This window comes from Streptomyces sp. NPDC101225 (assembly GCF_044767585.1).
Classification (GTDB): domain Bacteria; phylum Actinomycetota; class Actinomycetes; order Streptomycetales; family Streptomycetaceae; genus Streptomyces.
Genome location: NZ_JBIWOE010000002.1, coordinates 113,840 through 139,620 on the forward strand (window position 1 = coordinate 113,840; position 25,781 = coordinate 139,620).

Here is a 25,781-nt window from a genome sequence, read left to right on the forward strand (position 1 = left end):
GCTATCTTGCGCAACTGTACAACCAACAGCTCCGCGTCCCGCCCGGCCGGTCCTACGAACTCCGACCCCGCGAACTCCGGCCCTGCGAACTCCGCCCCAGCGCACTCCGGCCCTGCGCCGTCCGCTCCGCCGTCCCCCGCTCCCGCGTCTCCCCTTGCGCCGTCTCCCGCCCCTGCCACGACCGGACCGCCACCAACCCCACGGCATACAGCGTGAGTACGGCCGCCAGCAGGAGGTAGTACAGAAGCGGCAGCGGCGCCAGCCCGAGCAGCGCGCCCAGCGGGGACACCGGCACCAGCAGCCCCACGGCGGCCAGCGCGCCCGCCGCCCAGCCGACCGGCCCCGGGCCTCCGCGGGTCGCACGGTGCCGCCCGGCGCGCAGCAGCACCATCACCAGCGCCTGGGTCAGCAGGTTCTCGGTGAACCAGCCGGAGTGGAACGCCGAGGCGTCCCCCAGCCCCTCGAACCCGCTCAGGGCGAACGCCAGCACCCCGAAGGTGGCGAGGTCGGCGACCGCGTTGAGGAGGCCGAAGCCGGTGATGAAGCGCAGCAGTTGGCGTGGGCGCAGCACGGTCGGGCGGCGCAGCACCGAGGGATGCGGCCGGTCGTGGGCGAAGGCGAGCTGGGCCGCGTCGAAGCAGAGGTTCTGCGCCAGCACCTGTGCCGGCAGCATCGGCAGGAAGGGCAGCAGGAGACCGGCCGCGAGCATCGCGATGACGTTGCCGAGGTTCGAGGACAGGGTGATCCGCAGATAGGTGGCGATGTTGCCGCCCGCGTACCGTCCGGCCGCGATGCCGTGACCGACGGCCGTGAGGTCCTTCTCGGCGAGGACCAGGTCCGCGCCCTCCCGTGCGACGTCCACGGCGTCGCGCGGTGCGATGCCGACGTCGGCGGCGCGCAGCGCGGGCAGGTCGTTGACCCCGTCGCCGAGATGGCCGACGGTGTGCCCGCTCGCGCGCAGCGCGGTGGCGACCCGGGCCTTGTGCTCGGGGCCGCAGCGGGCGAAGACGACGGTCCGGGCGGCGGCCTCGGCCAGTTCGGCATCGGTCAGGCCGTCGACGCGCCCACCGGTCAGGACCCCGCCCGGCGGCACGTCGAGGCCCAGGTCCCGGCAGACACGCACCGCGGTGCCGGGGTGGTCGCCGGTGACGACCGTGACGCGCACGCCCCGTCCCGCGAGGACCCGCAGCGCCGCGGCGGCGGTCGGGGCGAGCGCGTCCTCGAAGGTGACGAAACCCCGGAATCGCAGGCCCCGTTCGTCGGCCGGCGTGCAGTCACGCAGGCGTGCGGAGCGGTCCGCGGTGGCGACCGCGAGGACCCTCAGCCCCTCGTCCGCGTGCCGCGCGGCGAGCGCGAGCAGTTCCGCGCGCTCCTCGTCCGCCAGGACGCAGCGCTCCAGCACGGTTTCCGCGGCCCCCTTGACGACCAGGGTGTGCACGCCCGGCCGGCCCGGCGTGCGCACCACGGCGGTGGCAAGGCGCCGCAGCGGGTCGAAGGGAAGGGCCGCCACACCGTCGTAGGCCGCCACGCCGTCGTACGCCATGACGTTGTCGGAGGCCAGGACGCCGTCCTCGCCGGCGGCGTCGAGCACCGCGTCGTCGAGGGCGTCCGGTGCGGGCAGGTCGGCGAGCTGGAGGGTCCACCAGGCGTTCACCGCGGCCCAGCGCAGCACCTCCGGGTCGTCCCGTCCGCCGGGGCCGAGGGCACGGTGGAGGACCGGCCGGTCCTGGGTGAGCGTGCCGGTCTTGTCGAGGCACAGCACGTCGACGGCGCCCAGGTCGTGCAGCGCGGGCAGCCGCTTGACGATCACGCCGTGCCGTCGTGCGAGCAGCGAGGCCCCGCGCGCCAGGCACAGGGTGACGATGACCGGCAGCATCTCCGGCGTCAGCCCGACGGCGACCGCGACGGCGAACGGCAGCGTCTCCGGGCCGCGGTCGCGCAGGGCGGCGCCCGCCATCAGGACCAGCGGCGGGGTCAGCAGCATGAACCGGATGAGGATCCAGGAGATCCCGTGCACCGACCGGTCGAAGGCGCTGGCCTCCCGCCGCTCGCCGGCGCCGCCGTGCGCGGCGGCGAACCGGGTGCGCGCGCCGGTCGCCACGACCACCGCGGTGGCGTTCCCGGAGGCCACGCTGCTGCCCTGGAAGCACAGCTGCGGCCGGTCGAATCCGCCGCCGGCCGCGGCCGCCGCGTCGTCGGCGTCCTTGGCCACGGGTGCCGACTCGCCCGTGAGCGGCGCCTGGTGCACGGTCAGTCCCTGCGCGCGCACCAGCCGTACGTCGGCCGGGACCAGGTCGCCCGGGCCGAGCCGGATCACGTCCCCGGGCACCAGCTCGTCCACGGGGATCTCCCGCGCCTGCGGCGCCAGATCCTCGCCGTCCCGGCGCAGGACGGTGGCGGTGGTGGCGACCAGGCGGCGCAGTCCGGCCATGGACCGGTCGGCCCGGTGCTCCCCGGAGGCCCGCAGCGCGCAGCTCACCGCGACGAGCAGGAGGATCACGCAGGCGGTGCCCCAGGAGGCGACGGCCGCCGAGACCAGGCCGAGGCAGAGCAGTACGGCGGTGAACGGGTCGCGCACACTCCGCCCCAGCGCCGTCGGCCAGGAGGACTCCCGGCGCCCCGGGAGCGTGTTCGGGCCGACGCGGGCCTGCCGCCGCGCCGCCTCGGCCTCGGTCAGGCCGCGCGGGCCGCTGTCCAGGTGCCGCAGCGTCTGCAGGAGGGTCGCCGCGCCCGGCTCCCGCACCGACGCGAAGACCCGCCCGGCGGATGCGCCGTCGGCGGGCTCCGGGGGCGCCGCGCTGTCAGCCACCGGTCCCGCGCAGCCTGTGCACGGACGCGGACGCCCCCTCGGACCGCGCCGACAGCTGGCCCAGCATCACCCGGACCACGGTCACGACGTCGGGGTCGTCCACGAAGTAGATCTGGCGCCGGCCCTCGCGGCGGGAGCGCACCAGCCCGGCGAGTTTCAGCTTCGCCAGATGCTGGCTGACCGCGGGCAGCGCGCCGCCGACCCGGTCCGCTAGATGGGTGACGTCGCTCTCGCCCTGCGCCAGCGCCCACACGATGTGCAGCCGGGCCGAGGACGCCAGCAGCCCGAAGGCCGCGGCCGCCTCCGTGAGCACCTCGGCGGAGGGATCCTCGAAGCCACCGGTGTCTGCCGCCACTGCCCTGCTCCCGTCCCGCCTGTTCCGCACCGCGCCGGTTCAGTCTAGAGGCCGCCACGAGCACGTCCGGGCCCCTGTGGACGCAGGCTCACCCGATCTGCGAGGCCGCCCACCGGGCCCACTCCCGGCGCATGGCGTTGAACCGCAGCCCGTACTCCAGCGCGATCCTGCCGTGGACCGAGAGCTGGTCGTCTCCCCAGTCCACCGACTCCGACAGCTGCCGCAGTTCCTCGCCCTCCGCCGCGGACATCTCCTCCAGCTCGATGAGGTACCCCCGGGCCTGTTCGGGCGTCAGTACGCCGAGGAAGAAGACGCGCAGCAGGACGTCGCTGCGGATGGTCCGCTGGGGCCGGGTCCCGGTCAGCCAGTGCCGGAGTTCGGCCATGCCCGCGTCGGTGATGGCGTACTCCTTGCGGCCGCGGGGGCCCTCCGCCGCGACCGTGATCAGACCGGAGCCGGCGAGCTTGGTCAGCTCCGTGTAGATCTGGCTCTGCGTGGCCGGCCAGACGTTGGCCAGCGACGTGTCGAACAGTTTCAGCAGGTCGTACCCGCTGGCGGTGCGCTCGGCCAGCAGTCCGAGCAGGGCGTGTCGAAGGCTCATGCGGCCACCCTACCTCCGACATTCCAGTATTGACATGTCGTGAGCACACCTTCTAGTTTTGACATGTCAGAACTGAAACCTTTGAACGGAACCCGGACGGAGCCCCCATGTCCTACCTGCGCACGTTCCTCCCCTGGATCGTCTTCGCCGCGGTGCCCTCGGGCAGCTGGCAGTGGGGCGCCCTCGCCGCCCTCGTGGCCGCGATCGGGGTGGTCGGCCGGCAGGTGCGGGCGGGCACCGGGCTCGACGCCCTGATCATCGAACTGGGCTCGGCCGCCTTCTTCGCCGTCCTGGCCGTGGTCGCCTTCGCCGACCCGCGCTCGGGCGTGCACGACTACTCCGCGGCCCTCTCCTCCGGCACCCTGGCCGTCATCGCCGGGGGCTCGCTGGCCGTCGGCAGGCCGTTCACGCTGGGCATCGCCAAGCGCGGCACCCCGCCGGAGGTCTGGGGACTCAAGCCGTTCGTCCGCGTCAACGTCGTCATCACCGCCGTGTGGACCGCGGCCTTCGCCGTGACCGCCGCACTGCTCGCCCTGGAGGCGCACACCGGCAACGGCCACTCGACGCCCGCCACCCTCATCCAGGTCGCCGGCTTCGCCGTCCCGATGGTCTTCACCCTCCGCTACGCCGCCCACGTCCAGGCCAGGGCCCGGCAGCAGGCCGGCTGACCGGGCCCCCTGACCGCCCGGCCCGCCCTCCTCCTGCGGGACCATGACCCCCTGCACCGAGACACCGACGAAGGGACCCGCCGTGCGGCTGCGCTGCGCTGTACTCGACGACTACCAGCAGGTCGCGACCGGGATCGCCGACTGGTCACCCGTGGCGGACCGGGTGGAGATCGTCAGCTTCCCCGAACATGTCGCCGACGAGGACGAACTGGCCGCCGTCCTCGCCGACTTCGACATCGTGGTGACCCTGCGCGAGCGGGTCGCCTTCCCGGCCTCGCTGTTCGCCCGCCTGCCCCGGCTCAGGCTCCTGGTCGCCTCCGGCATGCGCAACAGCGTCATCGACCTCGCCGCCGCCGAGGCCCACGGCGTCACCGTGTGCGGCACGGCCAGCACCCCGACCCCGCCCGTCGAACTGACCTGGGCCCTGCTGCTGGGCCTGGCCCGCGGGATCGTCGAGGAGGCCAACTCCCTGCGCTCCGGCGGCCCCTGGCAGCAGACGGTCGGCGCCGACCTGCACGGCCGCCGGCTCGGCCTGCTCGGCCTCGGCAAGATCGGCAGCCGGGTCGCACACGTGGGCCTCGCCTTCGGCATGCACGTCAGCGCCTGGAGCCGGCACCTCACCAAGGAGTACGCCGACGAGGTGGGCGTCCACCTCGCCGCCTCCAAGGAGGAGTTGCTGGCCGACAGCGACTACGTCTCCGTCCACCTGGCCCTGAGCGACCGCACCCGCGGCCTGCTCGGCCCAGCCGAACTCGCCCTGCTCAAGCCCACGGCCTACCTGGTCAACACCTCCCGTGCCGCGATCGTCGACCAGGACGCCCTGCTCGCCGCCCTGCACGAGGGCCGTATCGCCGGTGCGGGCGTCGACGTGTTCGACGTCGAGCCCCTGCCCGCCGGCCACCCCATGCGCACGGCCCCCCGCCTGCTCGCCACTCCGCACCTCGGCTACGTCTCGCGGTCGAACTACGAGACGTACTACCGCGAGGCGGTGGACGACATCCGCGCGTTCCTCGACGGCGAACCGGTACGGCGCCTGGGCTGAACGACCCGGCCCGGCCCATCAGGCGTAGCGGTAGATCCCGCTCACGTCCTCCACCTCGCGCGGCGTCACGTCCCACGGCGGCATGCGCTCGTCCCGGGCCACGATCCGGCCGCGCTGGTCGTCGCCGGGTCCGGGCGGGGCGGCCGGGAGATAGCGCGCGCTCTTGCGGTGCCGCTGCTGCCAGCGGGTCCACTGCAGGTCGACGAAGGCGTGGTGCAGCCAGAACACGGGGTCGTTGACGGAGGCCCCGCCGAGCATGGCGCCGCCGACCCAGCGGTGGACGAGGTTGTGGTTGCGCCAGGCGACGTGGTCCCTGCCGGTGCCCCAGCCCTCCAGCTTGTTGCGGAAGCCCTCCGTGCAGGTGGAGTCCCAGGGCGGGGTGTCGTAGACGTCGTCGGCGAGCGCCGCGTCCAGGTCCTTCTTCGTGGGCAGCTCGATGGGGTGCCGGGGACGCCCGAAGTCCCTGGTGAGGAAGACGCCGTCGGTGACTCCCTCCCGGATCGGCCAGTAGCCCTGCGTGTAGGCGAAGGGCCCGCTGACGACCTGGCGGTCGGGGCTGCGCCCGTTCCCGCCGAGCAGGTCGTCGGTCCAGGGCGTGGCCGTCGTCGACCGGTCCCGCGTCCAGTCCCAGTACGGCACCGTCACCGACGGGTCGACCCGCTGCAGCGCCCTCTCCAGGTCCAGCAGGAAGCGCCGGTGCCAGGGCAGGAAGGAGGGGGCCATGTGTGCCGCGCGCAGGCCGCGGTCGCCGTCGGCCGTGTAGAACGCGATGTGCAGCCGTACGAACTCGTCGTACTCGCCGCGCCATTTGATCTCGAGCAGCGCGTTGACGAACCGTCGCCGCTCGTCGGGCGTCAGCTTGCCGGCGTTCTTACGCACGTACGCCATGGTGTCCTCCCCTGCGCGCCTCCCGTGCGCCGAACGGACCCGGCGCCAGATCGCGCAGCCGCCGCCCGGGCCCGAGTTCGTCCACGGCCGCCCGGGCCGCCTCCAGCGAGGTCCCGTACGAGCTGTAGTGGTCGACCATGGTCAGCCAGGTGCCGTCGGCACGGCGCATCAGATGCAGCGGGTGGCCGTCCACGGTGACCTCCCACGCGCACCCCTGCGTCCCGCCCGCCCCGGCGGGCAGCGGCGTGCCCCTGATGCGACGGCCGCGGTACACCTCGTCGAAGGCCCGCTCCTCCGTGTCCCGGTGACCCGCGTGACCGGCGCCGGTCCGCGCGGCGCGCGAGGCGCCGACGAGCGGGGCGAGCGCGAGGGCCGCGGCACAGGCGAACAGCCCACGTCTCAGCACCCCCCGTGTCCGCCGCCCGGGCCCGCCGCGCGCCTCCTCGCCGGTCTCGGGCTCCGCGCCCTTCGGCACCCCGTCGTCGGCACTGACCGTCATGGCTCACTCCTCCGGACAGATCCTCATGTCCGCAGCGGTTAACCACAGGACGGGCCGTACCGTCACCACCGATACGGCCAAACGGCCCTGCCCCGGCACTCCGGAGAGTCAGCTCGTCCGGAAGTCCGCCCCGCGCGTCAGGATCGGCATGCCGTCGACACCGATGTGCCGGACGGGCAGGACCCAGGTGAGCTCCGCGAGGAAACGCCGCACCGGGCCCGGTGCGGGCAGGAAGCCGGCCCGCACCACGAAGGCCGTGACGTACCGGAACAGCGGGATCGTCGCGGCCCAGGCCAGACAGCACCACAGGCACAGCGCGTTGATCCGGTACAGCGACGCGAACTGCAGCCAGGCCACGAACCCGATCCCGGACAGACAGCCCGCCCCGAAGGTCGGCCAGTACCAGCCGGGGAACTCCGCGCCGGCCGGCTGACTCATGCCCAGGCAGATCACGGCGGCGTAGCCCACCAGGCCCGGCATCGGGTTGGGGAACCCGAAGGCCGAGGCCTGGGCGCTCTTCATCACGCTGCCCCTGGACACCACCGGGTTCAGGCTGCACCCCGGGGACGAAGGCCGGGTTCTTCCGCAGCCTGAACTCGTCGACGGTGATGACCCAGGAGGCCGGCAGCCCCGCCGCGCCCGTGAGCACCGGCAGCACGGCGAGCGCGGGGCCGCTCCCGGCCCGTCGCGTCAGGCGCGCGGGCCCTGCGCCGGCAGAACGACGTGCGCGGCGGCCCGCAGGGTCTGCTCGGCGGTGACGAAGGAGGTCAGCACCTCCGCCTCGATCGGCTGACCCGGTCGGCCCTCGGGCCAGGGGCGGGTGGTGAACACGAGGTAGGCGTAACCGCGTTCGGCGACGGCCGTCAGCCAGGCGGGCGGAGCGGCGCACCGGGCCCCCAGCTGCGGCATGTCGACGACGGCCTCGCCGCCCTCGACGCGCAGCGTGATGGTGAGACCGGTGCCGGCCGCCGTGCCGTCGAAGAGGGCGCCGCCGGCCGTCAGCCCGTTGCTCGCCAGCAGCCCTTCGACCGCGGGGGCCGTCGTCTCCGGACCGCCCTCCGCGTCCCCCAGGGAGTAGGCCAGCAGATAGGGCATGTCGGCGCCGTCGGCGGCCCCGCTGCTCCAGGGCAGCAGGACGAGCGTGCCCAGCTGGGCGAGGTCGAAGGGCCGCGTCTCGCTCGGGGTGGAGGTCATCGCGCGTCTTCCTTCAGGAGCGTCATCGTGTTCCTTTCGCGGCGTCCGACGCCACCTCGGCAGAAGCTGACGCCCCGCTCAACGAGCCCCGTCCGGGCCGGAAACCCCGCACCCGGAAGACATATGAGATCCCCGCGGGAACACACCCCCTGAAACCCCACCGCCGGACCGTCACGAACGACGGCCCGGCGGCGGAGTGCACGAACTCACTTCACTTCATTTGATCACTGGATCGTCGAACCCGCACCCGGAGCGTCACCCCAGCGGCAGCGGCAGGGACGGCAGCGCGGGCAGACCCGGCAGGTTCGGGGCGGGCAGGCCGCCGTTGAGCAGCGTCGCGGCGAGGAAGTTGACCACGGCGGTCAGCACGCCGGTCACCGCCGGGACGACCTTGCTCGCGTCGCCGGAGGTCACCGCCGCGAGCAGGGTGTCGAGCGCCTTCTGCAGACCGGCGAGGGCATCGGCCTTGAGGTCCTTGGGCGCCGGGGTCTTCCCGGGGGCGCCCTGCTGCGGCAGAGACGTCAGGCCGACCGGCGAGGCCACCGAGGAGTCCGCGGGCGCCACCGGCGCGGTCGCGGCACCGGGGACGGCCGCGGCCGGTGCGGTGATCTTGGTGATGGCGTCCTTCACCGCGGTGACGAGCTTCTGCGCCTCGTCGGCGGAGAGTTGGCCGTTGTCGGCCTTCAGGACGGCGTTGAGCAGGGCGGAGACCGGGCTGAGCACGCTGCCCAGATCGCCGAGGCTCTTGACCTGGGCGAGCAGCGCGTCCGCGCCGGGGACGGGCGCCCCCCGGGAGGCGGCATGGGTGCTTTCCCGGGCCGAGCCGGCCGCGACGGCGGCCGGACCGGTGATGCCGACCAGAAGGGTGGCGCTGAGGGCGGTGGCCGCGATACGCCGTGCGGACAGACCACGCATGGGAGTTCCTTTCGAATACGTCGGATCCTGAGCCCACCGTGAAATCGCCCGTCGCTGCCTGCAACCGCTGACACCCCGTTGGAGGGACGGCCCGCGCGCCGGTCCCTCAGCGGTACACGCGCAGATGGTCCACGGCGAAGGTGACCGCCCTCCTGCCGGAGGGAGCCGGGTGGTACTCGCCCGCGCACAGCGAGAGGTTCAGGATCAGGTACGCCGACCAGCCGTGGCCGACGCCCGTGCCGTCCCGGAAGACCCGCTCGCCGTCCACGTACCAGTCGACGCAACGCTCGCCGTAGTGGCTGCCGAGGGTCACCCACCCGTCGGGGACGATGGTGTCGGCGTCGGTGTAGTACGTGCAGGCGTCGTGGACGTGGTTGGACAGTTCGAGCAGATGCGGGTTGTCCGGGTGGTACTCGAAGGTGTCGACCTCGTTCCCGCCGTCCTTCCAGGTCCACAGCGCGGGCCAGGCGCCCTCCCGGTGCGGCAGCCTGACGCGGACCTCCGCGTAGTCGCCGGTCCGCACCCGGAAGCCCTCGTCGGAGTACTCGGTGGTGAGCAGTCCGGTGCGCCAGGCGCGGCGGCCGTTCTCGAGGGTGTGGTGCGCCGGGGTGGCGGTGAAGGTGGCCACGCTGCCCGACACGGTCACACAGCCCGGGTCGAGCCAGTCGAGCTTGTTGTCGTCCGGGTTGTGGTTCACGTAGCGGTAGGCACTGGTCCGGTCGCCGACCCACCGCTGCCCCCAGGCGATCGGGACGTCGAACTCCTCCGACCAGACGAGCGACTTCCCGAGGGCCGATCCGGTGAGCCCGGCGGCCCCGGCGGAGGGTGTGGCCGGCGTGTGTTTGCTGCTGTCGGCGGTCATGGCCGCGAGGGTAGGGCCGTTGCCCGGCCGGCTCCGCCGAAGTACGGAAGACCCCCGGGAATTCTCCCCCGCACTACCCGAGCGGCCGACATCCGGCGCACCATACGATCAATTGATTCACCGACGATCCGAATCCCTCGGCAACGCGTCGGCGGAGAATATTCTTCACCCCTCCGAATTTCATGCGTATGGAGTAACGCGTCGAAGTGCACAGTGCATCGACTGCTATGTTCTCCAGCCGTCGGATCAGAGGTAACTTTCAACAGAGGTGAATCATGAAGAAGGCAGTTTTCACCACTGCTGCATTGGCCATCGGCGCGGGACTCGTGGGCGGCTCGGCGGCCGCGGCCTCCGCCGCGTCCGCGCCCGCCCCCTCGGCCGGTCTGCTCGGTGTCATGTCGCCGACCAAGGTCACGCCGGCGGTCGTTCCGGCCGCGGACGTCGTCACGCGCGTCGCCCGTGACGGCAAGATCACCAACGGCAGCGCGTTCGACGAGAAGCCCTCGGGCGGCGCCTCCGGCGTCTACCTGGACGGCATGGACCCGAACGCCGCCAAGCAGCCCACCCTCCCGGTGCACAACCCGGCCGGCCGCGGCGCCGTCCAGGTCCACCCGCTGCAGGCACCGACGGCCGCCGGCCTCGGCAGCCTGCTCGGCAAGTGACACCCCGCAGACCCTAGGGCGCATCTCGAAAGTGCCGCCCACCCGGCGCTCCCGCGGCCGTGAACCAAGACCGACACCGCGCCCAGGACCCGGCGGACCGAAACCGCCCGGACCCGCACAGCATCCCTCCGGCCCACCGGCCCTCTCCCTTCCGGTGGGCCGGAGACGCGTCGGCCCCCGGTCCGTACGGCCCCCGCGGCCGCTCACGACCCGGAGCGCTCCCGCTTTTCTCCCCCGGAGGCCTGCGCTTGCCTTTCGGATTGTCGTTCGTATGGGCCGCAGGGATTCCCCCTGTATTCCCCGTTGACTCCGCAGGGGCACCTGGCATTGCGCCATCCGATGGAATCAGACCTGTTTAGCCGCTCTTCCCGTGACTTATGCGCGCATATCAAGGTTTCCTGGTATGCAAGCGTGCGCAACCGTGAATTGAGGAAGGAACTGAGTTGCCCAGGAAGTTCGCGGTCATCACTGCCCTCACCCTCGGCGCTGTGGTCAGCAGCGTCGGCGTTGCTTCGGCTCACGACAACAACACCGAAATCAAGGGTGGTGGCGGTTTCTCGTCGTCCCCGGTCGTCGTGAACGCCCCGCAGCAGGGTGTCCTCGTCGTCAACGGCACGGTCGTCGACGGCCGTTGCATCGCGCCGTGGTCCAACGGAGCGGTTCTCGCGGGCGTTCTCGCCCCGAACTCGCACTACGCCGCGTGCAACACGGACCAGATCGACCAGTCGCAGAACGCCCCGTACGTGGGTGGCCTGCTCCTCTGACCCCTGCCCGAGCACATCGGCTCAGGTGCAACACCCACATTCAGCCCTGAAAGGCGCAACTCATGCGTAACAAGGTTACGGCCATTTCCGCCCTCGCCGCGGGCGTCGTCCTCGCGGCGGCAGGCACCGCTGCGGCCGACAACTGCACCACCGTCAAGGGTGGTGACGGCTACTCGTCGTCCCCGGTCGTCGTGAACGCCCCCCAGCAGGGCGTCGCCGTCGTCAACGGCACGGTTGCCGACCTGCGTTGCGTAGCGCCGTGGTCCAACGGAGCCGTCCTCGCCGGCGTCCTCGCCACGAACTCGCACTACGCCGCCTGCAACACGGCGGACATCGACCAGTCGCAGAACGCCGTCTACAAGGGCGGCCTGCTCCTCTGACCTGTTCCGAGCTCTTCGGAACACGGAAATCCCCAACTGCCCACCGAAAGGCGCATCTTATGCGTAACAAGGTTACGGCCATTTCGGCCCTCGCCGCCGGCATCGTCCTCGCGACCGGTGGGGCTGCCGCTGCCAGCGACAACAACACCGACGTCACCGGTGGCAACGGCTTCTCGTCGTCGCCCGTCGTCGTGAACGCCCCCCAGCAGGGCGTCGCCGTCGTCAACGGCACGGTCGTCGACGGTCGCTGCATCGCTCCGTGGTCCAACGGTGCCGTTCTGGGTGTCATCCTGGCCCCGAACTCGCACTACGCCGCGTGCAACACCGACAAGGTCGACCAGTCGCAGAACGCCCCGTACGTGGGTGGCCTGCTTCTCTGATCTGTCTATCGCCCGATGGCGGTCCGCCGGAACCTTCCGGCGGGCCGCCATCGGCTTTTCCATGCCGGGCCGGATGCTCCGTGCCGAGGTCCCACGCATGGAAAAAGGCCGTGGGGCCCGTCCGCGTCTGCTGCTGACGACGCTGACGGGCCCCACGGTCAGGAGGCGGGCGTGAAAGTCCGGCAGGTGCGCCGCTCGGAGGGGGCGGCCAACAAGGAGGAAAGGCGCCCGTCCGCCACGACATTCCCGCCGGCGCTCCGCAATACGGTCCACGCCGGGCTGTTCCAACGGGAACAACGGCACCGCGCGGCCGGCGGTCACTCCTTGTCCTTCGTTCGGCCCAGCGCACGGCGATTGCGCTCCCCGGCACATACCGAAAGGGCCGGCTCCTGGAAATGGAGCCGGCCCTGATCGTCGAATCCGCGGCCGGCAAGTGCCGTCCGCGGTCGGCTACTTGCCGAGCGGAAGTCCGCCGAGCAGCTGCCCGTCGACGGAACCCGGCAACGCGGGCTGCGGCAGGGCGCCGCCGACGACGGGGGTCTTCACACCGGCGCCCTTCACGCTGCCCTTGACGCCTTCCTTCACGTTCTGCGCCACCTGCTCGACGTCCTTGCCCACGTAGTTCGTCGACACCTTGGCTGCCGTGGGGACGCCGCTCGCGACGCTCTTGCCGCTGTCCACCAGGCCCTGCGCCGGCATGTCCAGCGCGACAGCCGGCACGGCGACGCCGGCGACGGCCAGGGAGCCTGCGACGACGGCGGCAGCCTTCAGAGTCTTCATCGTGTGCCTTTCTTTTGTACGCCTCACTTCCCCCCGCCTAACGAGGGGCGGACGCCCTGGAAACCCCGTCGCCTGCAGTTCGAGGAACTCATACGAACGGACCCACGACGGCCACTGCTCCAAACGGGTGGCCGAGGATGACAAATAGCCCATGGAAACGCCACCATTCCGACACAGTTGGCGGGTTCGCGGATAAATAGGGATGAGCGGCTAGAGTGGCTCACCTCGTGATTTCAGCGATGCCGGTTGAACAACGGAACGCACGCTCTCGAACGGGTGCGGGATTTTATATCGAGAACACGAGCCGCACGTCTTGGCCCCCGGCTCGGACTCTTTTGTTCGGAAGGGCAGCGTCGCTCATGAGTAATTCCCCACGCGTCCCTCACGTCCTGCATGTCGCCCAGCCCGTCGAGGGCGGAGTCGCGCGGGTCGTCACGGACCTGGTGACGGCTCAGCTCGCCGCGGGGCTGCGGGTGACCGTCGCCTGCCCGGCGGGCGGCACGCTGCCCGACGCGCTGCGCGCACCGGGCTGCACGGTGCTGCGCTGGGACGCGACCCGCTCGCCGGGGCACCGGCTGCCCGGTGAGGTACGGCGGTTGGCGGGGATCCTGCGCGCCGTGCGGCCGCACCTGGTGCACGCGCACAGCGCCAAGGCGGGGCTCGCGGCCCGGCTCGCCGTACGCGGCCGTATCCCCACCGTCTTCCAGCCGCACGCCTGGTCGTTCGAGGCCACCGACGGTGTCGTCGCGCGGCTGGCGCTGGGCTGGGAGCGGTGGGGCGCGCGCTGGGCGACGCGTGTGCTGTGTGTGAGCGAGGCGGAGCGGCGCACCGGGGAGCGGAACGGAATCGGGGCCGCCTGGGAGGTGGTCCCCAACGGGGTCGACACCCTCAGGTTCCGTCCGGAGGGGGACCGCGCCGGGGCCGGGGCGGGGCCGCTCGTCGCGTGCGTGGGCCGGCTGTGCCGCCAGAAGGGGCAGGACGTCCTGCTCCGGGCCTGGCCCGAGGTGGTGCGGCGGCTGCCCGGCGCACGGTTGGTGCTGGTCGGCGACGGTCCCGACGCGGACCGGCTGCGCGCCGCCGCGCCCGGTTCGGTGACGTTCGCCGGTCCGGCGGCCGACGCCGCCCCCTGGTACCGCGCCGCCGACGTCGTGGTGCTGCCGTCCCGCTGGGAGGGCATGGCCCTCGCGCCGCTGGAGGCCATGGCCTGCGCCCGGCCGGTCCTCGTCACGGACGTCGGCGGAGCCCGCGAGAGCCTTCCGCGGGAGTTCCTGCCGCACTGCCTGGTGCCGCCGGAGGACCCCGGCGCGCTGGCGCGGGCGACGACGGCGCTGCTGCGGGACGAACCGCTGCGCGCGGCGCTGGGCGCCCAGGGACGCCGGCACGTGCTCGCCGCCCACGATCTACGACACGCGACGGACGCAGTGATCGACGTGTACCGCGCCTTGCCCGGCGTCGTCGTCACGCCGGCCGTCGTATCCAACTAGAGCAGGAAGTGCATCACCTGATGACTGCGGAAAGTACCGTTCCCCCTCCTGCGGGGCAGCAGCCGCGGACGGCGGAGCGCGCTGTCTCCGTCCTCCCGCCGCGCGGCCCCGTGGCCGGACGCCGACCGCCCGCCGGACGCAGCAGCCGTACGCGGCGCGCCTCCCGGATGTCCTTGCCCCTCGTCGACTGCGCCGCCGCACTGCTGGGGGCGCTCGTCGTACCCGGCGCCCTCGCGTACCCCTTGGTCATCGCCCTGCTGGCGCTCGGCGTGATGTCGCTGAACCGGCGCGCCCGTCTCTACGACACCGCCCTCGTGCGCGGTGTGCTCGACGAACTGCCCGCCGTCTGCGGGCGGATCGCCGTCGGCTGGACGGCGGTGGCGGCGCTGTCCCCGCTGCGGCCGCTGCCGCTGACCGTGCTGGCCGGCGCGTTCGCCGTGCACTGCGCGGCGGCCTGCGCGGGCCGCGCGGCGCACGGGCGCCGGGCCGCGCGGCGCCCGCCCGAGCCCGCCCTGGTCGTCGGACCGGTCGCGGCGGCCCGGCCGGTGGCGGCGGCGCTCCTGCGCCAGCCGGGCTGCGGTGTTCGGCCGGTGGGCCTGGTCACCGACCCGCTGGACGTCCTCGGCTCGGCCGAGGGTCCCAAGCTGCCGGTGCTCACCACGGACCAGGAGACGCACCGCGCGGTCATCCAGAACGGTGTGGAGACGGTGCTGGTCGTGGGGGCCGCCACCCGGGTGGAACGGACCGCCCTGCTGCGGGATCTGGCCGCGTACGGCTGCGGGCTGTGGGAGCTGGACGCCGGTTCGCCGTCGTACGGCTTCGGCGGGCGGCGGGAGAGCGCCGGGCAGCTGGCGGGCTTCTCGCGGCGGCTGCTGTGGCCGGCCGGCGGTCCCCAGCGCGGCGGTCTGGGCAAGCGGGTGCTGGACCTGGTGCTGTCGGGCACGCTGCTGCTGCTCGTCTGCCCGGTGCTGCTGGTGTGCGCGGTCGTGCTGCGGGTGATGGACGGGCCCGGCGTGGTGTTCCGGCAGGAACGGATCGGCAGGGACGGGCGGCCCTTCACCCTGCTGAAGTTCCGCACCCACCGGCCCGCCAGCGCGCACGAGGCGGCGACCCGCTGGAGTGTCGCGAACGAGCAGGAGATGAGCCGCTTCTGCCAGTTCCTGCGCCGTACCTCGCTGGACGAGCTGCCGCAGCTGTGGAACGTGTGCCGCGGCGACATGAGCCTGGTCGGGCCGAGACCCGAACGCCCCTACTTCGTCGCCGTGTTCAGCCAGAACCACCCGGGTTACCGGGAACGGCACCGGATGCGGACCGGGATCACTGGGCTCGCCCAGATCCACGGGCTGCGCGGGGACACCTCCATCGAGGACCGGTGCCGCTTCGACAACGCCTACATCGACAACTGGTCGCTGTGGCAGGACATCTGCATCCTCGTGCGCACGGCGACGCTCTTCGTGCGGCCGACGGGGAGCTGAGCGCGGGTGAGCTCTCCCTCGGCGGCCTTTCTGCCGTTCGTGCCGTCGCCCGCGGCGCTCGGCCGGGCCGCTCCCGTGCTGCCCGTGGTGGCGGTGATCGCCCTGATGGGGCTGCCGTCCGCGTCGGACAGCGGCGCCTCGCCCGCGGACGCGGCCTGCGGACTGGCCGTGCTCTGGGCCGTGGTGCGCACCGTACGGGAGGCTCGGCGCCCGCTGACGCGGACCGCCGCGGTGGTGCTCGGGCTGCCCGTGGTGGGCGTCGCGGCCGCCGCGACCGGGGCGATGACGCCCGGCGACGGGATCACGGGGCTGGCCCGCTATCTCCAGGTGTTCGTGCTCGTCCCGCTCGCGGTCGTGCTGCTGGTGCGCGACCGGCGTGACGCGCGGCTGGTGCTGTGGTCGCTGGCCGGGCTCGCGCTGTGGCAGGGGGCGGTCGGGGTGCATCAGTTCCTCACCGGGACCGGCGCCTCGTACCAGGGCGCCGACATCCGGGCGGTGGGCACCTTCGGGCCGTCCGACGTGATGGGGATGGCGAGTGTCGTGGCCTGCGGGGTGGTGGCGCTGACCGCTCTCGCGCTCGGCACGCCGGCGCGGCGGCAGCGGATCGTGGCGGCGGGCTGCGCGCTGGCGCTGCTCGTCCCGCTCGCGCTGTCCTTCAGCCGGGGCGCCTGGATCGCCACGGCCGTGGCCTGCGGGACCCAGCTGCTGCTGGCCGGGGTGCGGCGGGCGCTGGCCCTGCTCGCGGCGGCGGCCGCGGCCGCGGTGGTGCTCGTGGGCGGGTTCGGCCTGGGCGCCGCGGCGCTCCAGGAGCGGCTGACCAGCATCACCCAGGTCACCGACGCGCCGGACCAGTCGGTCGTCGACCGGTACACGATGTGGGCGGCGGCCACCGACATGTGGCGCGAGCACCCGGTGACCGGCGTGGGCCTGAAGGCCTTCCCCGCCTACCGGGACGCCCACGCCTCGCTCGCGCTGTCCTCGGGCAGCGACACCGAGGGCGCGGGCCAGGCCTACAAGCGCCAGCCCCTGCTCTCCCCGCACAACATGTACATGCTGCTGCTGAGCGAGCAGGGGCTGCTGGGCCTGCTCACCGTGGCCGGCAGCTGGCTGGCCCTCCTGGTCCGCTCGCTGCTGCGGCTGCGGGGCGCGGGACGTGCCCGTGACTGCGGCCTCGCGGCCTCGGGCCTGCTGCTGTGGCAGCTCGTCAACTTCCTCTACGCCGACATCGGCGGACCCTCCACCACGATGACGGCCGTCTGCTTCGGCTTCGTCGCCTGGTGGGCGCTGGCCGGCCCGCCGGCGGCGGATCCGGCCGCGGAATCGGGCGCCCCGTGAGGCCCGCGGCCGCGAGGACGGCGGATGCGCCCGGCCCGACCACCCGTGCGGACGGCCCGCTCACGGCGGGCGGCGGCCCCGGCCCGGCCGCCGCCCGTCCGGCGCACGGCGCGCCCTCGCGCCGCTTCCTGGCCCGGGCGACGCTGCTGAGCGCGGCACTCTCCATCGCCGGGGCGGTCCTCGGGCTCGGCCGGGACCAGGCGCTCGCGCATCTCTTCGGCGCCGGCGCGGAGACCGACGCGTTCCTGGTCGCCTGGACGGTGCCCGAACTCGCGGCGACCCTGCTGATCGAGGACGGCCTGGCGTTCGTGCTGGTGCCCGCGTTCAGTGCGGCGCTGGCGCTGCGGGCGAGCGGGAAGGGCACGCCCGACCCGGTGCGCGCCCTGGTCGCCGCCTCGCTGCCGAAGCTGTGCCTGGCCTTCGCCGCCACGGCCGCCGCGCTCGTGGCCGGGGCGCCGCTGGTGGTGTCCGTCCTCGCGCCGGGCCTGCGCGACGTCTCGCTCGCGGTCGCCTGCACGCGGCTGACCGCGACCTGCGTGCTGAGCTTCGGTCTGGCCGGGTACTGCAGCGCGGCGCTGCGCGCCCACCGCGCGTATCTCGCGCCGGGCGCGATCTACATCGCCTACAACCTCGCGATCATCACCTCGATGTTCGTCCTCGGCGCGCACTGGGGCGTGCGGGCCGCCGCGCTCGGTGTCGCCCTCGGCGGGTGCCTCATGGTCGCCGTGCAGGCGCCGTCCCTGGCCCGGCGGCTCGCCGGCCGGCCCGGCCGCCGGGCCGTCGCCTACGACGGGGACGGCGGCGTGCCGCTCGCGCCCGGCCTGGTCTGCGCGGTGCTGCTGTTCGCGCTGTGCCGCCAGTCGCAGGTGCTGATCGAGCGCTACCTCGCCTCCGGACTGCCCGCGGGCGCCATCTCGCACCTCAACTACGCCCAGAAGGTCGCCCAGTTGCCGATGTCGCTGGCGTCGATGGTGTGCGTCGTCACCTTCCCGGTGGTGGCGCAGGCGATCGCCGAGGGCGACACCCGGCGGGCCCGGGACCGTGTCGAGCGGGACCTGGTGCTGATGGGCTGTCTGGTGCTGCTCGGCGCCGCGGTGGTGGTGGCCTGCGCGCCGCAGATCGTCCAGCTGCTGTTCCAGCGGGGTGCGTTCACAGCGCAGGACACCGCCGCGACCGCCTCGGTGATGCGGGTCTACGCGACCGGACTGCTCGGTCAGACGCTGGTGGGGGCGCTCGTGCGCTCCTACTTCGCGGCCGGCCGCACCACCTGGTTCCCGCTGGGCGCGATGGGCGTGGGCGCCCTGACCACCGTCGCCGTCGGCACCTGGGCCGTGGGGCCCTGGGGCGCGCGCGGCATCGCCGCGGCCAACGCGGCCGGCATCACCGTCACCGCGCTGCTCCTGCTGCACGGCCTGGGTCCGGGCAGCGTGCCCGTGCGCGTGCGCCGGCTGCTCGCCGAGCTGGCCCGGCCGCTGTGCGCGGCGGTGTGCGCCACCGCGGCGGGCCTGTTCTGCGCCGGGCTGTTCGCCTCCCCCGCGGCCGCCGTCGCCGCCTGCTGCCTCTGCGTGACCACCGTCTTCCTGGCGCTGGCCTGGCTACTCGACGCCGCCTGCGCCCGGTCCCTCCTGCTTCCTGCCGCGCAGTACCTCCGTAACTCCGTCACACGAAAGGCGGGCCATGGTCGCTGACGTCTCCACTGCATCGCCCACGGCTGGACCGAACCCACGACCGCCGGCGCGCACCACCGCCCGGCGGGGACCGGCCGCCTGGGTGGCCATGTACCACTCCGTCTCGGACTGCCCGGACGACCCGTACAACGTCACCGTCACCCCCGAGCGCCTCGGCCGCCAGCTCGCCTGGCTGACCGGCCGCGGGCTGCGCGGCGTGAGCATGCGGGAGCTGCTCACGGCACGCGCCCGCGGCGCGGAGCGCGGCCTGGTCGGGCTCACCTTCGACGACGGGTTCGCCGACTTCGCGAGCACCGCGCTGCCGGTGCTGCACCGCTGGGGCTGTACGGCGACCGTGTTCGTGCTGCCCGGACGGCTCGGCGGCGACAACGGCTGGGAGCCGCACGGGCCGCGCAAGCCGCTGCTCGACACGGCCGGCATCCGCCGGGTCGCGGCGGCGGGGATGGAGGTGGCCTCGCACGGCCTCACCCACCTCGACCTGACCGAGGCCACCGACGAGACGCTGCGCTCGGAGGTGGGCGACAGCCGCCGGCTGCTCGCCGGGATCACCGGCCGGGACGTGGAGGGCTTCTGCTACCCCTACGGCTACATGGACGAGCGCGTCGCCGCGGCCGTGCGCCGGGCCGGTTACCGCTACGCCTGCGCGATCTCCCCCGGCCCCGCGGGCTGCGGCGACTTCGCCCTGCCCCGTATCCACCTCGGCCGGGCCGACACCGCGCCCCGGCTGGAGCTGAAGCGGCGTCTGGCGCGGCGCTTCGGCCGCGCCGTGGGGTCCGTGTGAGGGCGCTGCACGTCATCACCGGTCTCGGTGTGGGGGGCGCGGAGCAGCAACTGCGGCTGCTGCTGCGGCATCTTCCCGCACGGTGCGACGTGGTGACCCTGACCAACCCCGGCCCGGTCGCCGCGGGCCTGGCGGCCGACGGGGTCCGCGTCACCCATCTCGGGATGGGCGGCAACCGCGACCTCGGCGCACTGCCCCGCCTCACCCGGCTGATCCGCGGCGGCGGCTACGACGTCGTCCACACCCACCTGTACCGGGCCTGTCTCTACGGCCGGATCGCCGCCCGCCTCGCGGGGGTCCGGGCCGTCGTCGCCACCGAGCACTCCATCGGCGACACCCGGCTGGAGGGCCGTCCGCTGACCGCGGGCGTACGGGCGCTGTACCTGGCCGGTGAGCGGCTCGGCCGGGCCACGGTCGCGGTCTCCCCGGCGGTGGCCGGGCGGCTGCGGCAGTGGGGTGTGCCGGCCTCGCGCATCCACGTCATCCCGAACGGCATCGAGGCGTCCCGGTTCGCCTTCGACGAGGTCCGGCGCAAGGAGGCGCGGGCGTTCCACGGGCTGCCCGAGGACGCGTACGTCGTCGGCGGGGTGGGGCGGCTCGCCCCGGGCAAACGCTTCGACCTGCTCGTGCGCGCGCTGGCCCGGCTGCCGTCGGACGTACGGCTGCTGCTGGTCGGCGGCGGTCCCGAGGAGGCGGCGCTGCGGCGCCTGGCCCGGGGGCTCGGGGTCGCGGACCGGCTGGTGCTGGCCGGTGAGCGGCCGTATCTGCCGGGCTCCGGCGACGAGGCGCCCGGCGTCATGGCGCTGCTGTCCGCGGTGGACGTGCTCGTCTCCCCGTCGGCCGAGGAGGCCTTCGGGCTCGCCGTGGTGGAGGCGCTGGCGGCCGGGCTGCCGGTGCTGTACGCGAGCTGCCCCGCCGTGGAGGACCTGCCGCCGGACGCGGCGCCCGGCGCCCGGCAAATCACCGGCGGCGCCGGCGCGTACGCGCGGGAACTGCTGCGGCTGCGCGCGGCGGGCCCCGGCGGGCGCACCACGCCGGATGCCGTGCGCCGCTTCGACATCGCGTGCAGCGCCCGGCAGTTGATGGATGTGTACACGGCCGCTCTGTCCGGCTCGACCCTGGAAGCGAGTTCCTCATGACCGACAAACCCGTTCAGCCCGCCCGGCTCTCGCGCCGTGCGCGCGCCCGCGCGAGGCGGCTGCCCCCGTGGTGGCTGCTGCCGGCCGGCGTGCTGCTCGGCGCCGCGGCCGGTGGCGCGTACGGGCTGGCGCAGCCGCCGCAGTACACGGCGACGAGTTCCGTGGTCGCGGTCGCGGCGGGCCGGTCGGACGTCGACTGCGCCGACGCGCTCGGCTTCGCGCAGGCGTACGGCAGGGTGGCACCGCAGTTGGCGGTGCTCGGGGACGCCCAGCGGGCGGCGGGCGTGCCGGCCGCGGCGCTGCGCGAGAACGTGCAGGTCGCGACGTCACCGGACGCGCCGATGGTCTCGGTGTCGGCGACCGGGGCGAGCCCCGCCCAGGCCGCCGGCCTCGCCAACGCGGTCTCCGGCACGCTCGTCACGGAGGCGAACCGCACCAAGAAGGCCACGGGCATCCGCCTGGAGCGGATCTCCCCCGCCCTGAAGCCCACCGAGCCCTCGTCGCCCTCCTGGACGCTGACCGGGCTGGTGGGCGCGAGCGCCGGAGGTCTGCTCGGCGGCCTCGCGCTGCTGGTGAGGCCGCGGCGGGCGGCGCGGGAGGGCCCGGGGCAGGCGACGGTGCCCGCCCCGACGCACGCCGTGGACGCCCACGGGAAGCTCGGGTGACCGCGGCCGGCCGCGCGCTGTCGGTCGAACTGTGCACGGACGGGGCGGCGTTCGCCGCGCTGGCCGGGGAGTGGGAAGGGCTGCACGCCGCCTGTCCGTCGGCGACGCCGTTCCAGACGCACGCCTGGCTGCACTCCTGGTGGCTGTCGTACGGCGCACCCGGCGGGCTGCGGCTCTTCCTGGTGCGGCGGGGCGGGCGGCTCGTGGGCGCCGCGCCGCTGATGAGGGTGCGGCGTCCGGTGCCCCGGCTGGTGCCGGTGGGCGGCGCCATCTCCGACTTCCGCGACGTGCTGCTCGACGGGGCGGCCGCCGAGGAGGGCGGCCGGGCGCTGGCGGACGCCCTGTCCCGCGCGGCGCGCACCGCGCTGGTCGACTTCCGCGACGTCCGGCCGGGCAGCGCGGTGGAGCAGGTCTACCGGCACTGGCGCGGTCCGCGCTGCCGCCTGCGCGACTCGACGTGCCTGGAGCTGCCCGCGCTGCCCATGGGCGAGCTGATCAAGCGGCTGCCGACGACGCGCGCCCAGCGCATCCGCAACAAGGTGAACCGGCTCGGCCGGCTCGGTGTCGAGTGGCGTGTGGTGGGTCACGACGAGACGGAGAGCGCGGTGCGGCGGCTGGTCGAACTGCACCGGCTGCAGTGGGAGGGCAAGAAGGTCACGCCGGAGCACACCCGGCCGCGGTTCGTGGAGCACCTGACCCGCTCGGTGGTGCCGATGGCCCGGTCCGGTCAGGCCGCGGTGACCGAGTTCCTGCTGGAGGGGGCGGTGGTGGCCGTCAACCTCCATCTCATGTCGGGGGGCCTGACCGGCGAGTACCTGTACGGCTTCCATCCGCGGCTGCGGGACAGCAAGCTGGACGTGGCGACGATGCTGCTGCGCGCGTCGAGCGAGCTCGCCTGCGGCGGCGAGGGCCAGGTGCTGAGCATGCTGCGCGGTGACGAGCCGTACAAGTACCGCTGGTGTCCCGAGACGGTCCACAACGAGCGCCTGCTGATGGCCGGTCCGCTCACCGCGCCGCTGCTGGCGGCCTCCGTGGCGCACGCCACGGCCCGGCGTGCGGCCAAGAAGGTCCTGCGCCGCGGGCCCGGCCCGCAGGCGCACGCGTAGCGCTCACCCGGGGGGCCGCCCGGCGGGCGGACGCGGTGGCGTCGGAGAGGGCGTCGGCACGGGGGCCGGTCTCGGCACCGGTGCCGGCGCCTGCGGCGTCACGGCGGGGGGCGGGGGCCGCGTGGGGGCCGGGGGGACGGGCCGCGCGGGCCGGGCGGGGACCGACGGCCCCGGTGTCGGCCGCGGCACGGGAGCGCTGGACAGGACCGCGCGGTACAGGGCGGAGGCCCGGGGGTTGCCGCCGCACTGCCACACTCCGTGCGGGCAGTAGTCGGTGAGGGTGTTGTACAGCGGCCTGTGCTCGTCCATCCAGGCCAGCATCCGCAGCATGTACACGCGGTCGTCGCCGTTGCGGAACAGGCCCCACTCCGGGTACGAGAACGGCTTGTGGTGCTCCCGGGCGAAGTCCACGTGGAACTGGAGGCCGTAGGGCTCGGACACCTGCTCGTCGAAGGACATCCCGTGGGGCTGGTCGTAGGAGTCCATGCCGACGATGTCGACGACGTCGTCACCGGGGTAGCACTCGGGCCAGGGGATCGCGTCCCTGCCGCGGCTGGGGGCGAAGTCGAACCTGAACTTCTGGCCCGGCACCGAGCGCATGACGGTGACGATGCGCCGCCAGTACTCCTTCCAGTGCTCCGGGTCGGGGCCGCAGCGGTGCGTGTACGTCGTGCCGTTCATCTCCCAGCCGAGGACCAGGATCGTGTCCGTCGCGCCCAGGTCGACCAGCCGCTGTGCCAGGATCCGGAAGTGGTCGTCGTAGGCACCGGCCGCGGCGCGCCGCAGCAGCCGTCTGACGGCCGTGTCGGAGACCTGGGCCTCGTTGTGCTCCATCAGGGGGACGTTGAGCACGAGCATCCGGTCGGCCTCGGCCCGCCGCCACCGGGCCCAGCTGTCGAGGAAGTCGTTGCCGCCCTCGATGTTGCTCCACACGTCACCCGGCAGATACGTGTGCCCGACGCGCAGTTCGGTGCCGCCCAGCCAGCGGCTGAACTTCCGCATCCGCGCGAGCCCCACGGCCTCGGAGTCGAGAAAGGCTCCGAAGGCGGGCCGTTCGCTGTCCGCGCCCGCGGGGAAGGGCGCCTGGGGCGGCGCCGGGGTGGGGCCCGGCACGGTGGGCACCACCGGCGGCGGGTCGGGGTTGCGGCCGTCGTCGGGCGAGGACACCGGCCCCCACAGGAGTGAGGCCAGCGTGAGCACTCCGGCGGTGACGAGTGCCAGCCGTACGAGGGCGGACCGGCGGCGAGGGATCATTCGTCCTCCTTCGCCGCAGATCCTACGTTCAGTGACACTTAGTCATATATCACTTAATTGCACCACTTGGGGTGGTCGGCTCGGCAGGGATCACCCGCCCGAGTGACCCCGACGGAACGTCAGCCGGCGTACAAGGCCGCTATTTCCTCGGCGTACGCCTGCGTGACCGCGTGGCGCCTGATCTTCAGGGACGGCGTGAGCAGACCGTTGTCCTCCGTGAATTCACCCTCCACCAGAGTGAACGCGCGGATCGACTCGGCCCGGGAGACGGCCTCGTTGGCGTAGTCCACGGCCCTCTGGACCTCGGCGCGCATCCGCGGATCCCGCACCACCTCGGACATCGGGGTGTTCGCCGGCAGCTTACGCACCGTCAGCCAGTGCTCCACCGCCTCCGGTTCGAGGGTGATGACGGCGGCCACGAAGGGACGGTTGTCGCCCACGACGATGCACTGGCCGACCGGCGTGCGGCTGCGCAGCCGGTCCTCCAGGACGGCCGGGGAGACGTTCTTGCCGCCGGAGGTGACGAGGATGTCCTTCTTGCGGCCGGTGATGGTGAGATAGCCGTCCTCGTCGAGGGCGCCCAGGTCGCCGGTGGCGAACCAGTCGTCCTGGAGCACGGCGTCGGTGGCGGCCGGGTCGTTCCAGTACGCACCGAAGACGACGCCGCCCTTGACGAGCACCTCCCCGTCCTCGGCGATCCGCACCGCGGTGCCGGGGACCGGGACGCCGACCGTGCCGGGACGGGGCTTCAGGGGCGGCACGATGGTGGCGGCGGCGCTGGTCTCGGTCAGGCCGTAGCCCTCGTAGACGATGATTCCGGCGGCACAGAAGAACAGGTTGAGGTTGCGGTCGAGGGGGGAGCCGCCGCTGATGGCGTAGCGCATGCGGCCGCCCAGCTCCTTGCGGACGCGGCGGTAGACCAGCAGGTCGTACAGGGCCCAGGCGGCGTACAGGCCGGGGCCGGGGCCCTTGCCCGTCTGAAGGAACTTGTTCAGGTACGCCTGCCCGAAGCGGACGCCGACGCGGTCCGCGCGGTCGAAGGAGGCGCCGCGGCCGATCTTCTCGGCGGTCGCGCGGCCGGTGTCGTGGATCTTTTCGAAGAGGTACGGGACGCCCACGAGGAAGGTCGGGCGGAACTCCTTGAGCGCGGGCCGGAGTTCGTCGGGTTTGATGCTCGGGCAGTGGCCGATCTCGATACGCGCCATCAGGCAGGCGATCTGAAGGGTGCGGCCGAGGATGTGGGCGAGCGGGAGGAAGAGCAGGGTCGAGGCGACCTGGCCCGTGACCTCCTTGAAGAGGGGGTGCAGCATCTCGACCGTGTTGGCGGCCTCGGCGTGCAGGTTGGCGTGGGTGAGGACGCAGCCCTTGGGCTGCCCGGTGGTGCCGGAGGTGTAGCAGATCGTCGCGGTCGTGTCGGGGGTGAGGGCCGTACGGCGCTTGGTGACCTCCTCGTCGGGCAGGTCGCGGCCGAGCGCCGCCAGGGCCGTGAGGGCGTCCTCGTCCAACCGCCAGACGCGGGGCGGGGGTGCGTGGCGCGCCGTGGCCGCCGCCACCGTGGCCGCGTTCTCGGCGGTCTCCGCCACGACGAGGCGGGCCCCGGAGTCGCGGACGATCCACTCCACCTGGTCGGCCGAGGACGTGGCGTAGACGGGGACGGTCCGGCCGCCCGCCGCCCAGATCGCGAAGTCCAGGACCGTCCACTCGTAGCGGGTGCGGGACATCACCGCGACCCGGCCGCCCGGTTCGAGGCCCGCCGCGATCAGCCCCTTGGCCACGGCGGTGACCTCGCGGGCGAAGGCCGCCGCGGTCACCGGCCGCCAGCCGTCGTCGTCCCTGCGGCGCAGGACCACCGCGTCGGGGTCCTCGGCCGCGTTGGTGTAGGGGAGGTCGGCGGTGCTGCCGGAGGTGAGGCGCGCGGCGAGGGCGGGGGTGCGGGCCTCGCGCACCACGCCGTCCTCGTCCCTGGTGACCTCGACCCTGGTGCGGGCCGCGAGGTCGGTGCGCCGTCTGGCCCTTCTCAGATCCCTGCGTACACCCATGGCGGCTCCCGGTCGG

25 protein-coding genes and 1 pseudogene are annotated in these 25,781 nt (G+C 73.6%); 14 read left to right on the plus strand and 12 right to left on the minus strand.

Annotation, left to right across the window (positions count from 1 at the left end; genetic code table 11):
- Positions 1-52: 52 nt before the first annotated feature.
- The 3 genes from mgtA to ACIRPX_RS03280 form a co-directional block, all read right to left on the minus strand.
- Entirely contained in the window at positions 53-2,809 is a 2,757-nt protein-coding gene (gene mgtA, locus ACIRPX_RS03270) for a magnesium-translocating P-type ATPase (protein WP_404187584.1), read from the minus strand.
- Complete coding sequence (locus ACIRPX_RS03275; protein ID WP_404187585.1) at positions 2,802-3,164, minus strand: ArsR/SmtB family transcription factor; 363 nt, start codon at positions 3,162-3,164, stop codon at positions 2,802-2,804. Before ACIRPX_RS03275 ends, mgtA begins: the two co-directional genes overlap by 8 nt.
- An 88-nt stretch (positions 3,165-3,252) precedes the next feature.
- The gene (locus ACIRPX_RS03280) at positions 3,253-3,765 is read right to left on the minus strand and encodes a PadR family transcriptional regulator (RefSeq protein WP_404187586.1); all 513 of its coding nucleotides are present in this window, start codon (positions 3,763-3,765) and stop codon (positions 3,253-3,255) included.
- 107 nt (positions 3,766-3,872) lie between these two features.
- Here ACIRPX_RS03280 and ACIRPX_RS03285 point away from each other — a divergent pair, with 107 nt between their 5' ends.
- Positions 3,873-4,433, plus strand: a complete 561-nt coding sequence (locus ACIRPX_RS03285) for a hypothetical protein (protein ID WP_404187587.1) — start codon at positions 3,873-3,875, stop codon at positions 4,431-4,433.
- An 82-nt stretch (positions 4,434-4,515) separates the two neighbouring features.
- Positions 4,516-5,475, plus strand: a complete 960-nt coding sequence (locus ACIRPX_RS03290) for a D-2-hydroxyacid dehydrogenase family protein (RefSeq protein ID WP_404188254.1) — start codon at positions 4,516-4,518, stop codon at positions 5,473-5,475.
- 18 nt (positions 5,476-5,493) lie between these two features.
- Here the strand turns inward: ACIRPX_RS03290 and ACIRPX_RS03295 are convergent, their stop codons facing one another.
- The 6 genes and pseudogenes from ACIRPX_RS03295 to ACIRPX_RS03320 form a co-directional block, all read right to left on the minus strand.
- A complete protein-coding gene (locus ACIRPX_RS03295) occupies positions 5,494-6,363 on the minus strand; it encodes a tyrosinase family protein (RefSeq protein ID WP_404187588.1) in 870 nt (289 codons plus the stop codon).
- On the minus strand, positions 6,347-6,862 hold the full coding sequence (locus tag ACIRPX_RS03300) for a tyrosinase family oxidase copper chaperone (RefSeq protein WP_404187589.1): 516 nt from the start codon (positions 6,860-6,862) through the stop codon (positions 6,347-6,349). The genes ACIRPX_RS03295 and ACIRPX_RS03300 overlap by 17 nt, the downstream gene beginning before the upstream one ends.
- Before the next feature lie 108 nt (positions 6,863-6,970).
- Positions 6,971-7,556: pseudogene (locus ACIRPX_RS03305) on the minus strand (vitamin K epoxide reductase family protein).
- On the minus strand, positions 7,553-8,056 hold the full coding sequence (locus ACIRPX_RS03310; RefSeq protein ID WP_404187590.1) for a DUF5949 family protein: 504 nt from the start codon (positions 8,054-8,056) through the stop codon (positions 7,553-7,555). Before ACIRPX_RS03310 ends, ACIRPX_RS03305 begins: the two are co-directional and overlap by 4 nt.
- A 255-nt stretch (positions 8,057-8,311) precedes the next feature.
- Complete coding sequence (locus ACIRPX_RS03315) at positions 8,312-8,971, minus strand: hypothetical protein (protein WP_404187591.1); 660 nt, start codon at positions 8,969-8,971, stop codon at positions 8,312-8,314.
- A gap of 106 nt (positions 8,972-9,077) precedes the next feature.
- The gene (locus tag ACIRPX_RS03320; protein WP_404187592.1) at positions 9,078-9,833 is read right to left on the minus strand and encodes a beta-glucanase; all 756 of its coding nucleotides are present in this window, start codon (positions 9,831-9,833) and stop codon (positions 9,078-9,080) included.
- Positions 9,834-10,108: 275 nt separating this feature from the next.
- Between ACIRPX_RS03320 and ACIRPX_RS03325 the strand changes: the two genes are divergently transcribed.
- The 4 genes from ACIRPX_RS03325 to ACIRPX_RS03340 all read left to right on the plus strand — a co-directional run bounded on the left by ACIRPX_RS03325 (position 10,109) and on the right by ACIRPX_RS03340 (position 12,019).
- The gene (locus ACIRPX_RS03325; protein WP_404187593.1) at positions 10,109-10,495 is read left to right on the plus strand and encodes a hypothetical protein; all 387 of its coding nucleotides are present in this window, start codon (positions 10,109-10,111) and stop codon (positions 10,493-10,495) included.
- A gap of 443 nt (positions 10,496-10,938) precedes the next feature.
- Entirely contained in the window at positions 10,939-11,259 is a 321-nt protein-coding gene (locus ACIRPX_RS03330) for a hypothetical protein (protein ID WP_404187594.1), read from the plus strand.
- Positions 11,260-11,321: 62 nt separating this feature from the next.
- Positions 11,322-11,639 (plus strand): hypothetical protein, encoded by a 318-nt coding sequence (locus tag ACIRPX_RS03335; protein ID WP_404187595.1) that lies wholly within the window; start codon positions 11,322-11,324, stop codon positions 11,637-11,639.
- Between the two features lie 59 nt (positions 11,640-11,698).
- Positions 11,699-12,019, plus strand: coding sequence for a hypothetical protein (locus ACIRPX_RS03340; protein ID WP_404187596.1), 321 nt, complete (start codon positions 11,699-11,701; stop codon positions 12,017-12,019).
- A gap of 450 nt (positions 12,020-12,469) precedes the next feature.
- On the opposite strand, the gene ACIRPX_RS03345 is transcribed toward ACIRPX_RS03340, so the two are convergent.
- Complete coding sequence (locus ACIRPX_RS03345) at positions 12,470-12,799, minus strand: hypothetical protein (protein ID WP_404187597.1); 330 nt, start codon at positions 12,797-12,799, stop codon at positions 12,470-12,472.
- 359 nt (positions 12,800-13,158) lie between these two features.
- Between ACIRPX_RS03345 and ACIRPX_RS03350 the strand changes: the two genes are divergently transcribed.
- Genes ACIRPX_RS03350 through ACIRPX_RS03385 form a run of 8 tightly spaced genes read left to right on the plus strand, consistent with a single transcriptional unit; the run spans position 13,159 to position 22,472 of the window.
- Complete coding sequence (locus tag ACIRPX_RS03350) at positions 13,159-14,283, plus strand: glycosyltransferase (RefSeq protein WP_404187598.1); 1,125 nt, start codon at positions 13,159-13,161, stop codon at positions 14,281-14,283.
- Positions 14,284-14,303: 20 nt separating this feature from the next.
- Complete coding sequence (locus ACIRPX_RS03355) at positions 14,304-15,758, plus strand: exopolysaccharide biosynthesis polyprenyl glycosylphosphotransferase (RefSeq protein WP_404187599.1); 1,455 nt, start codon at positions 14,304-14,306, stop codon at positions 15,756-15,758.
- A 6-nt stretch (positions 15,759-15,764) separates the two neighbouring features.
- Positions 15,765-17,093, plus strand: a complete 1,329-nt coding sequence (locus ACIRPX_RS03360; protein ID WP_404187600.1) for an O-antigen ligase family protein — start codon at positions 15,765-15,767, stop codon at positions 17,091-17,093.
- Positions 17,090-18,781, plus strand: a complete 1,692-nt coding sequence (gene murJ / locus ACIRPX_RS03365; protein ID WP_404187601.1) for a murein biosynthesis integral membrane protein MurJ — start codon at positions 17,090-17,092, stop codon at positions 18,779-18,781. Before ACIRPX_RS03360 ends, murJ begins: the two co-directional genes overlap by 4 nt.
- The gene (locus tag ACIRPX_RS03370) at positions 18,771-19,562 is read left to right on the plus strand and encodes a polysaccharide deacetylase family protein (RefSeq protein WP_404187602.1); all 792 of its coding nucleotides are present in this window, start codon (positions 18,771-18,773) and stop codon (positions 19,560-19,562) included. Before murJ ends, ACIRPX_RS03370 begins: the two co-directional genes overlap by 11 nt.
- Positions 19,559-20,701, plus strand: a complete 1,143-nt coding sequence (locus tag ACIRPX_RS03375; RefSeq protein WP_404187603.1) for a glycosyltransferase — start codon at positions 19,559-19,561, stop codon at positions 20,699-20,701. Before ACIRPX_RS03370 ends, ACIRPX_RS03375 begins: the two co-directional genes overlap by 4 nt.
- Complete coding sequence (locus tag ACIRPX_RS03380) at positions 20,698-21,366, plus strand: lipopolysaccharide biosynthesis protein (RefSeq protein ID WP_404187604.1); 669 nt, start codon at positions 20,698-20,700, stop codon at positions 21,364-21,366. Before ACIRPX_RS03375 ends, ACIRPX_RS03380 begins: the two co-directional genes overlap by 4 nt.
- On the plus strand, positions 21,363-22,472 hold the full coding sequence (locus ACIRPX_RS03385) for a GNAT family N-acetyltransferase (protein ID WP_404187605.1): 1,110 nt from the start codon (positions 21,363-21,365) through the stop codon (positions 22,470-22,472). The genes ACIRPX_RS03380 and ACIRPX_RS03385 overlap by 4 nt, the downstream gene beginning before the upstream one ends.
- A 3-nt stretch (positions 22,473-22,475) precedes the next feature.
- Here the strand turns inward: ACIRPX_RS03385 and ACIRPX_RS03390 are convergent, their stop codons facing one another.
- Together ACIRPX_RS03390 and ACIRPX_RS03395 are read right to left on the minus strand one after the other, a co-directional pair.
- Positions 22,476-23,726 carry a glycoside hydrolase family 26 protein gene (locus ACIRPX_RS03390; RefSeq protein WP_404187606.1) on the minus strand — a complete coding sequence of 417 codons (1,251 nt, stop codon included), beginning with the start codon at positions 23,724-23,726 and terminating at the stop codon, positions 22,476-22,478.
- Positions 23,727-23,845: 119 nt separating this feature from the next.
- Positions 23,846-25,765 carry an AMP-dependent synthetase/ligase gene (locus ACIRPX_RS03395; RefSeq protein ID WP_404187607.1) on the minus strand — a complete coding sequence of 640 codons (1,920 nt, stop codon included), beginning with the start codon at positions 25,763-25,765 and terminating at the stop codon, positions 23,846-23,848.
- Positions 25,766-25,781 lie beyond the last annotated feature (16 nt).

Bases quoted from the DNA above. Each gene is read 5' to 3' on its own strand.
- ACIRPX_RS03280 (WP_404187586.1), bottom strand. From the start codon at position 3,765: ATGAGCCTTCGACACGCCCTGCTCGGACTGCTGGCCGAGCGCACCGCC.
- ACIRPX_RS03285 (WP_404187587.1), top strand. From the start codon at position 3,873: ATGTCCTACCTGCGCACGTTCCTCCCCTGGATCGTCTTCGCCGCGGTG.
- ACIRPX_RS03295 (WP_404187588.1), bottom strand. From the start codon at position 6,363: ATGGCGTACGTGCGTAAGAACGCCGGCAAGCTGACGCCCGACGAGCGG.
- ACIRPX_RS03300 (WP_404187589.1), bottom strand. From the start codon at position 6,862: ATGACGGTCAGTGCCGACGACGGGGTGCCGAAGGGCGCGGAGCCCGAG.
- ACIRPX_RS03310 (WP_404187590.1), bottom strand. From the start codon at position 8,056: ATGACCTCCACCCCGAGCGAGACGCGGCCCTTCGACCTCGCCCAGCTG.
- ACIRPX_RS03315 (WP_404187591.1), bottom strand. From the start codon at position 8,971: ATGCGTGGTCTGTCCGCACGGCGTATCGCGGCCACCGCCCTCAGCGCC.
- ACIRPX_RS03320 (WP_404187592.1), bottom strand. From the start codon at position 9,833: ATGACCGCCGACAGCAGCAAACACACGCCGGCCACACCCTCCGCCGGG.
- ACIRPX_RS03325 (WP_404187593.1), top strand. From the start codon at position 10,109: ATGAAGAAGGCAGTTTTCACCACTGCTGCATTGGCCATCGGCGCGGGA.
- ACIRPX_RS03335 (WP_404187595.1), top strand. From the start codon at position 11,322: ATGCGTAACAAGGTTACGGCCATTTCCGCCCTCGCCGCGGGCGTCGTC.
- ACIRPX_RS03340 (WP_404187596.1), top strand. From the start codon at position 11,699: ATGCGTAACAAGGTTACGGCCATTTCGGCCCTCGCCGCCGGCATCGTC.
- ACIRPX_RS03345 (WP_404187597.1), bottom strand. From the start codon at position 12,799: ATGAAGACTCTGAAGGCTGCCGCCGTCGTCGCAGGCTCCCTGGCCGTC.
- ACIRPX_RS03350 (WP_404187598.1), top strand. From the start codon at position 13,159: ATGAGTAATTCCCCACGCGTCCCTCACGTCCTGCATGTCGCCCAGCCC.
- ACIRPX_RS03355 (WP_404187599.1), top strand. From the start codon at position 14,304: ATGACTGCGGAAAGTACCGTTCCCCCTCCTGCGGGGCAGCAGCCGCGG.
- ACIRPX_RS03370 (WP_404187602.1), top strand. From the start codon at position 18,771: ATGGTCGCTGACGTCTCCACTGCATCGCCCACGGCTGGACCGAACCCA.
- ACIRPX_RS03380 (WP_404187604.1), top strand. From the start codon at position 20,698: ATGACCGACAAACCCGTTCAGCCCGCCCGGCTCTCGCGCCGTGCGCGC.
- ACIRPX_RS03390 (WP_404187606.1), bottom strand. From the start codon at position 23,726: ATGATCCCTCGCCGCCGGTCCGCCCTCGTACGGCTGGCACTCGTCACC.
- ACIRPX_RS03395 (WP_404187607.1), bottom strand. From the start codon at position 25,765: ATGGGTGTACGCAGGGATCTGAGAAGGGCCAGACGGCGCACCGACCTC.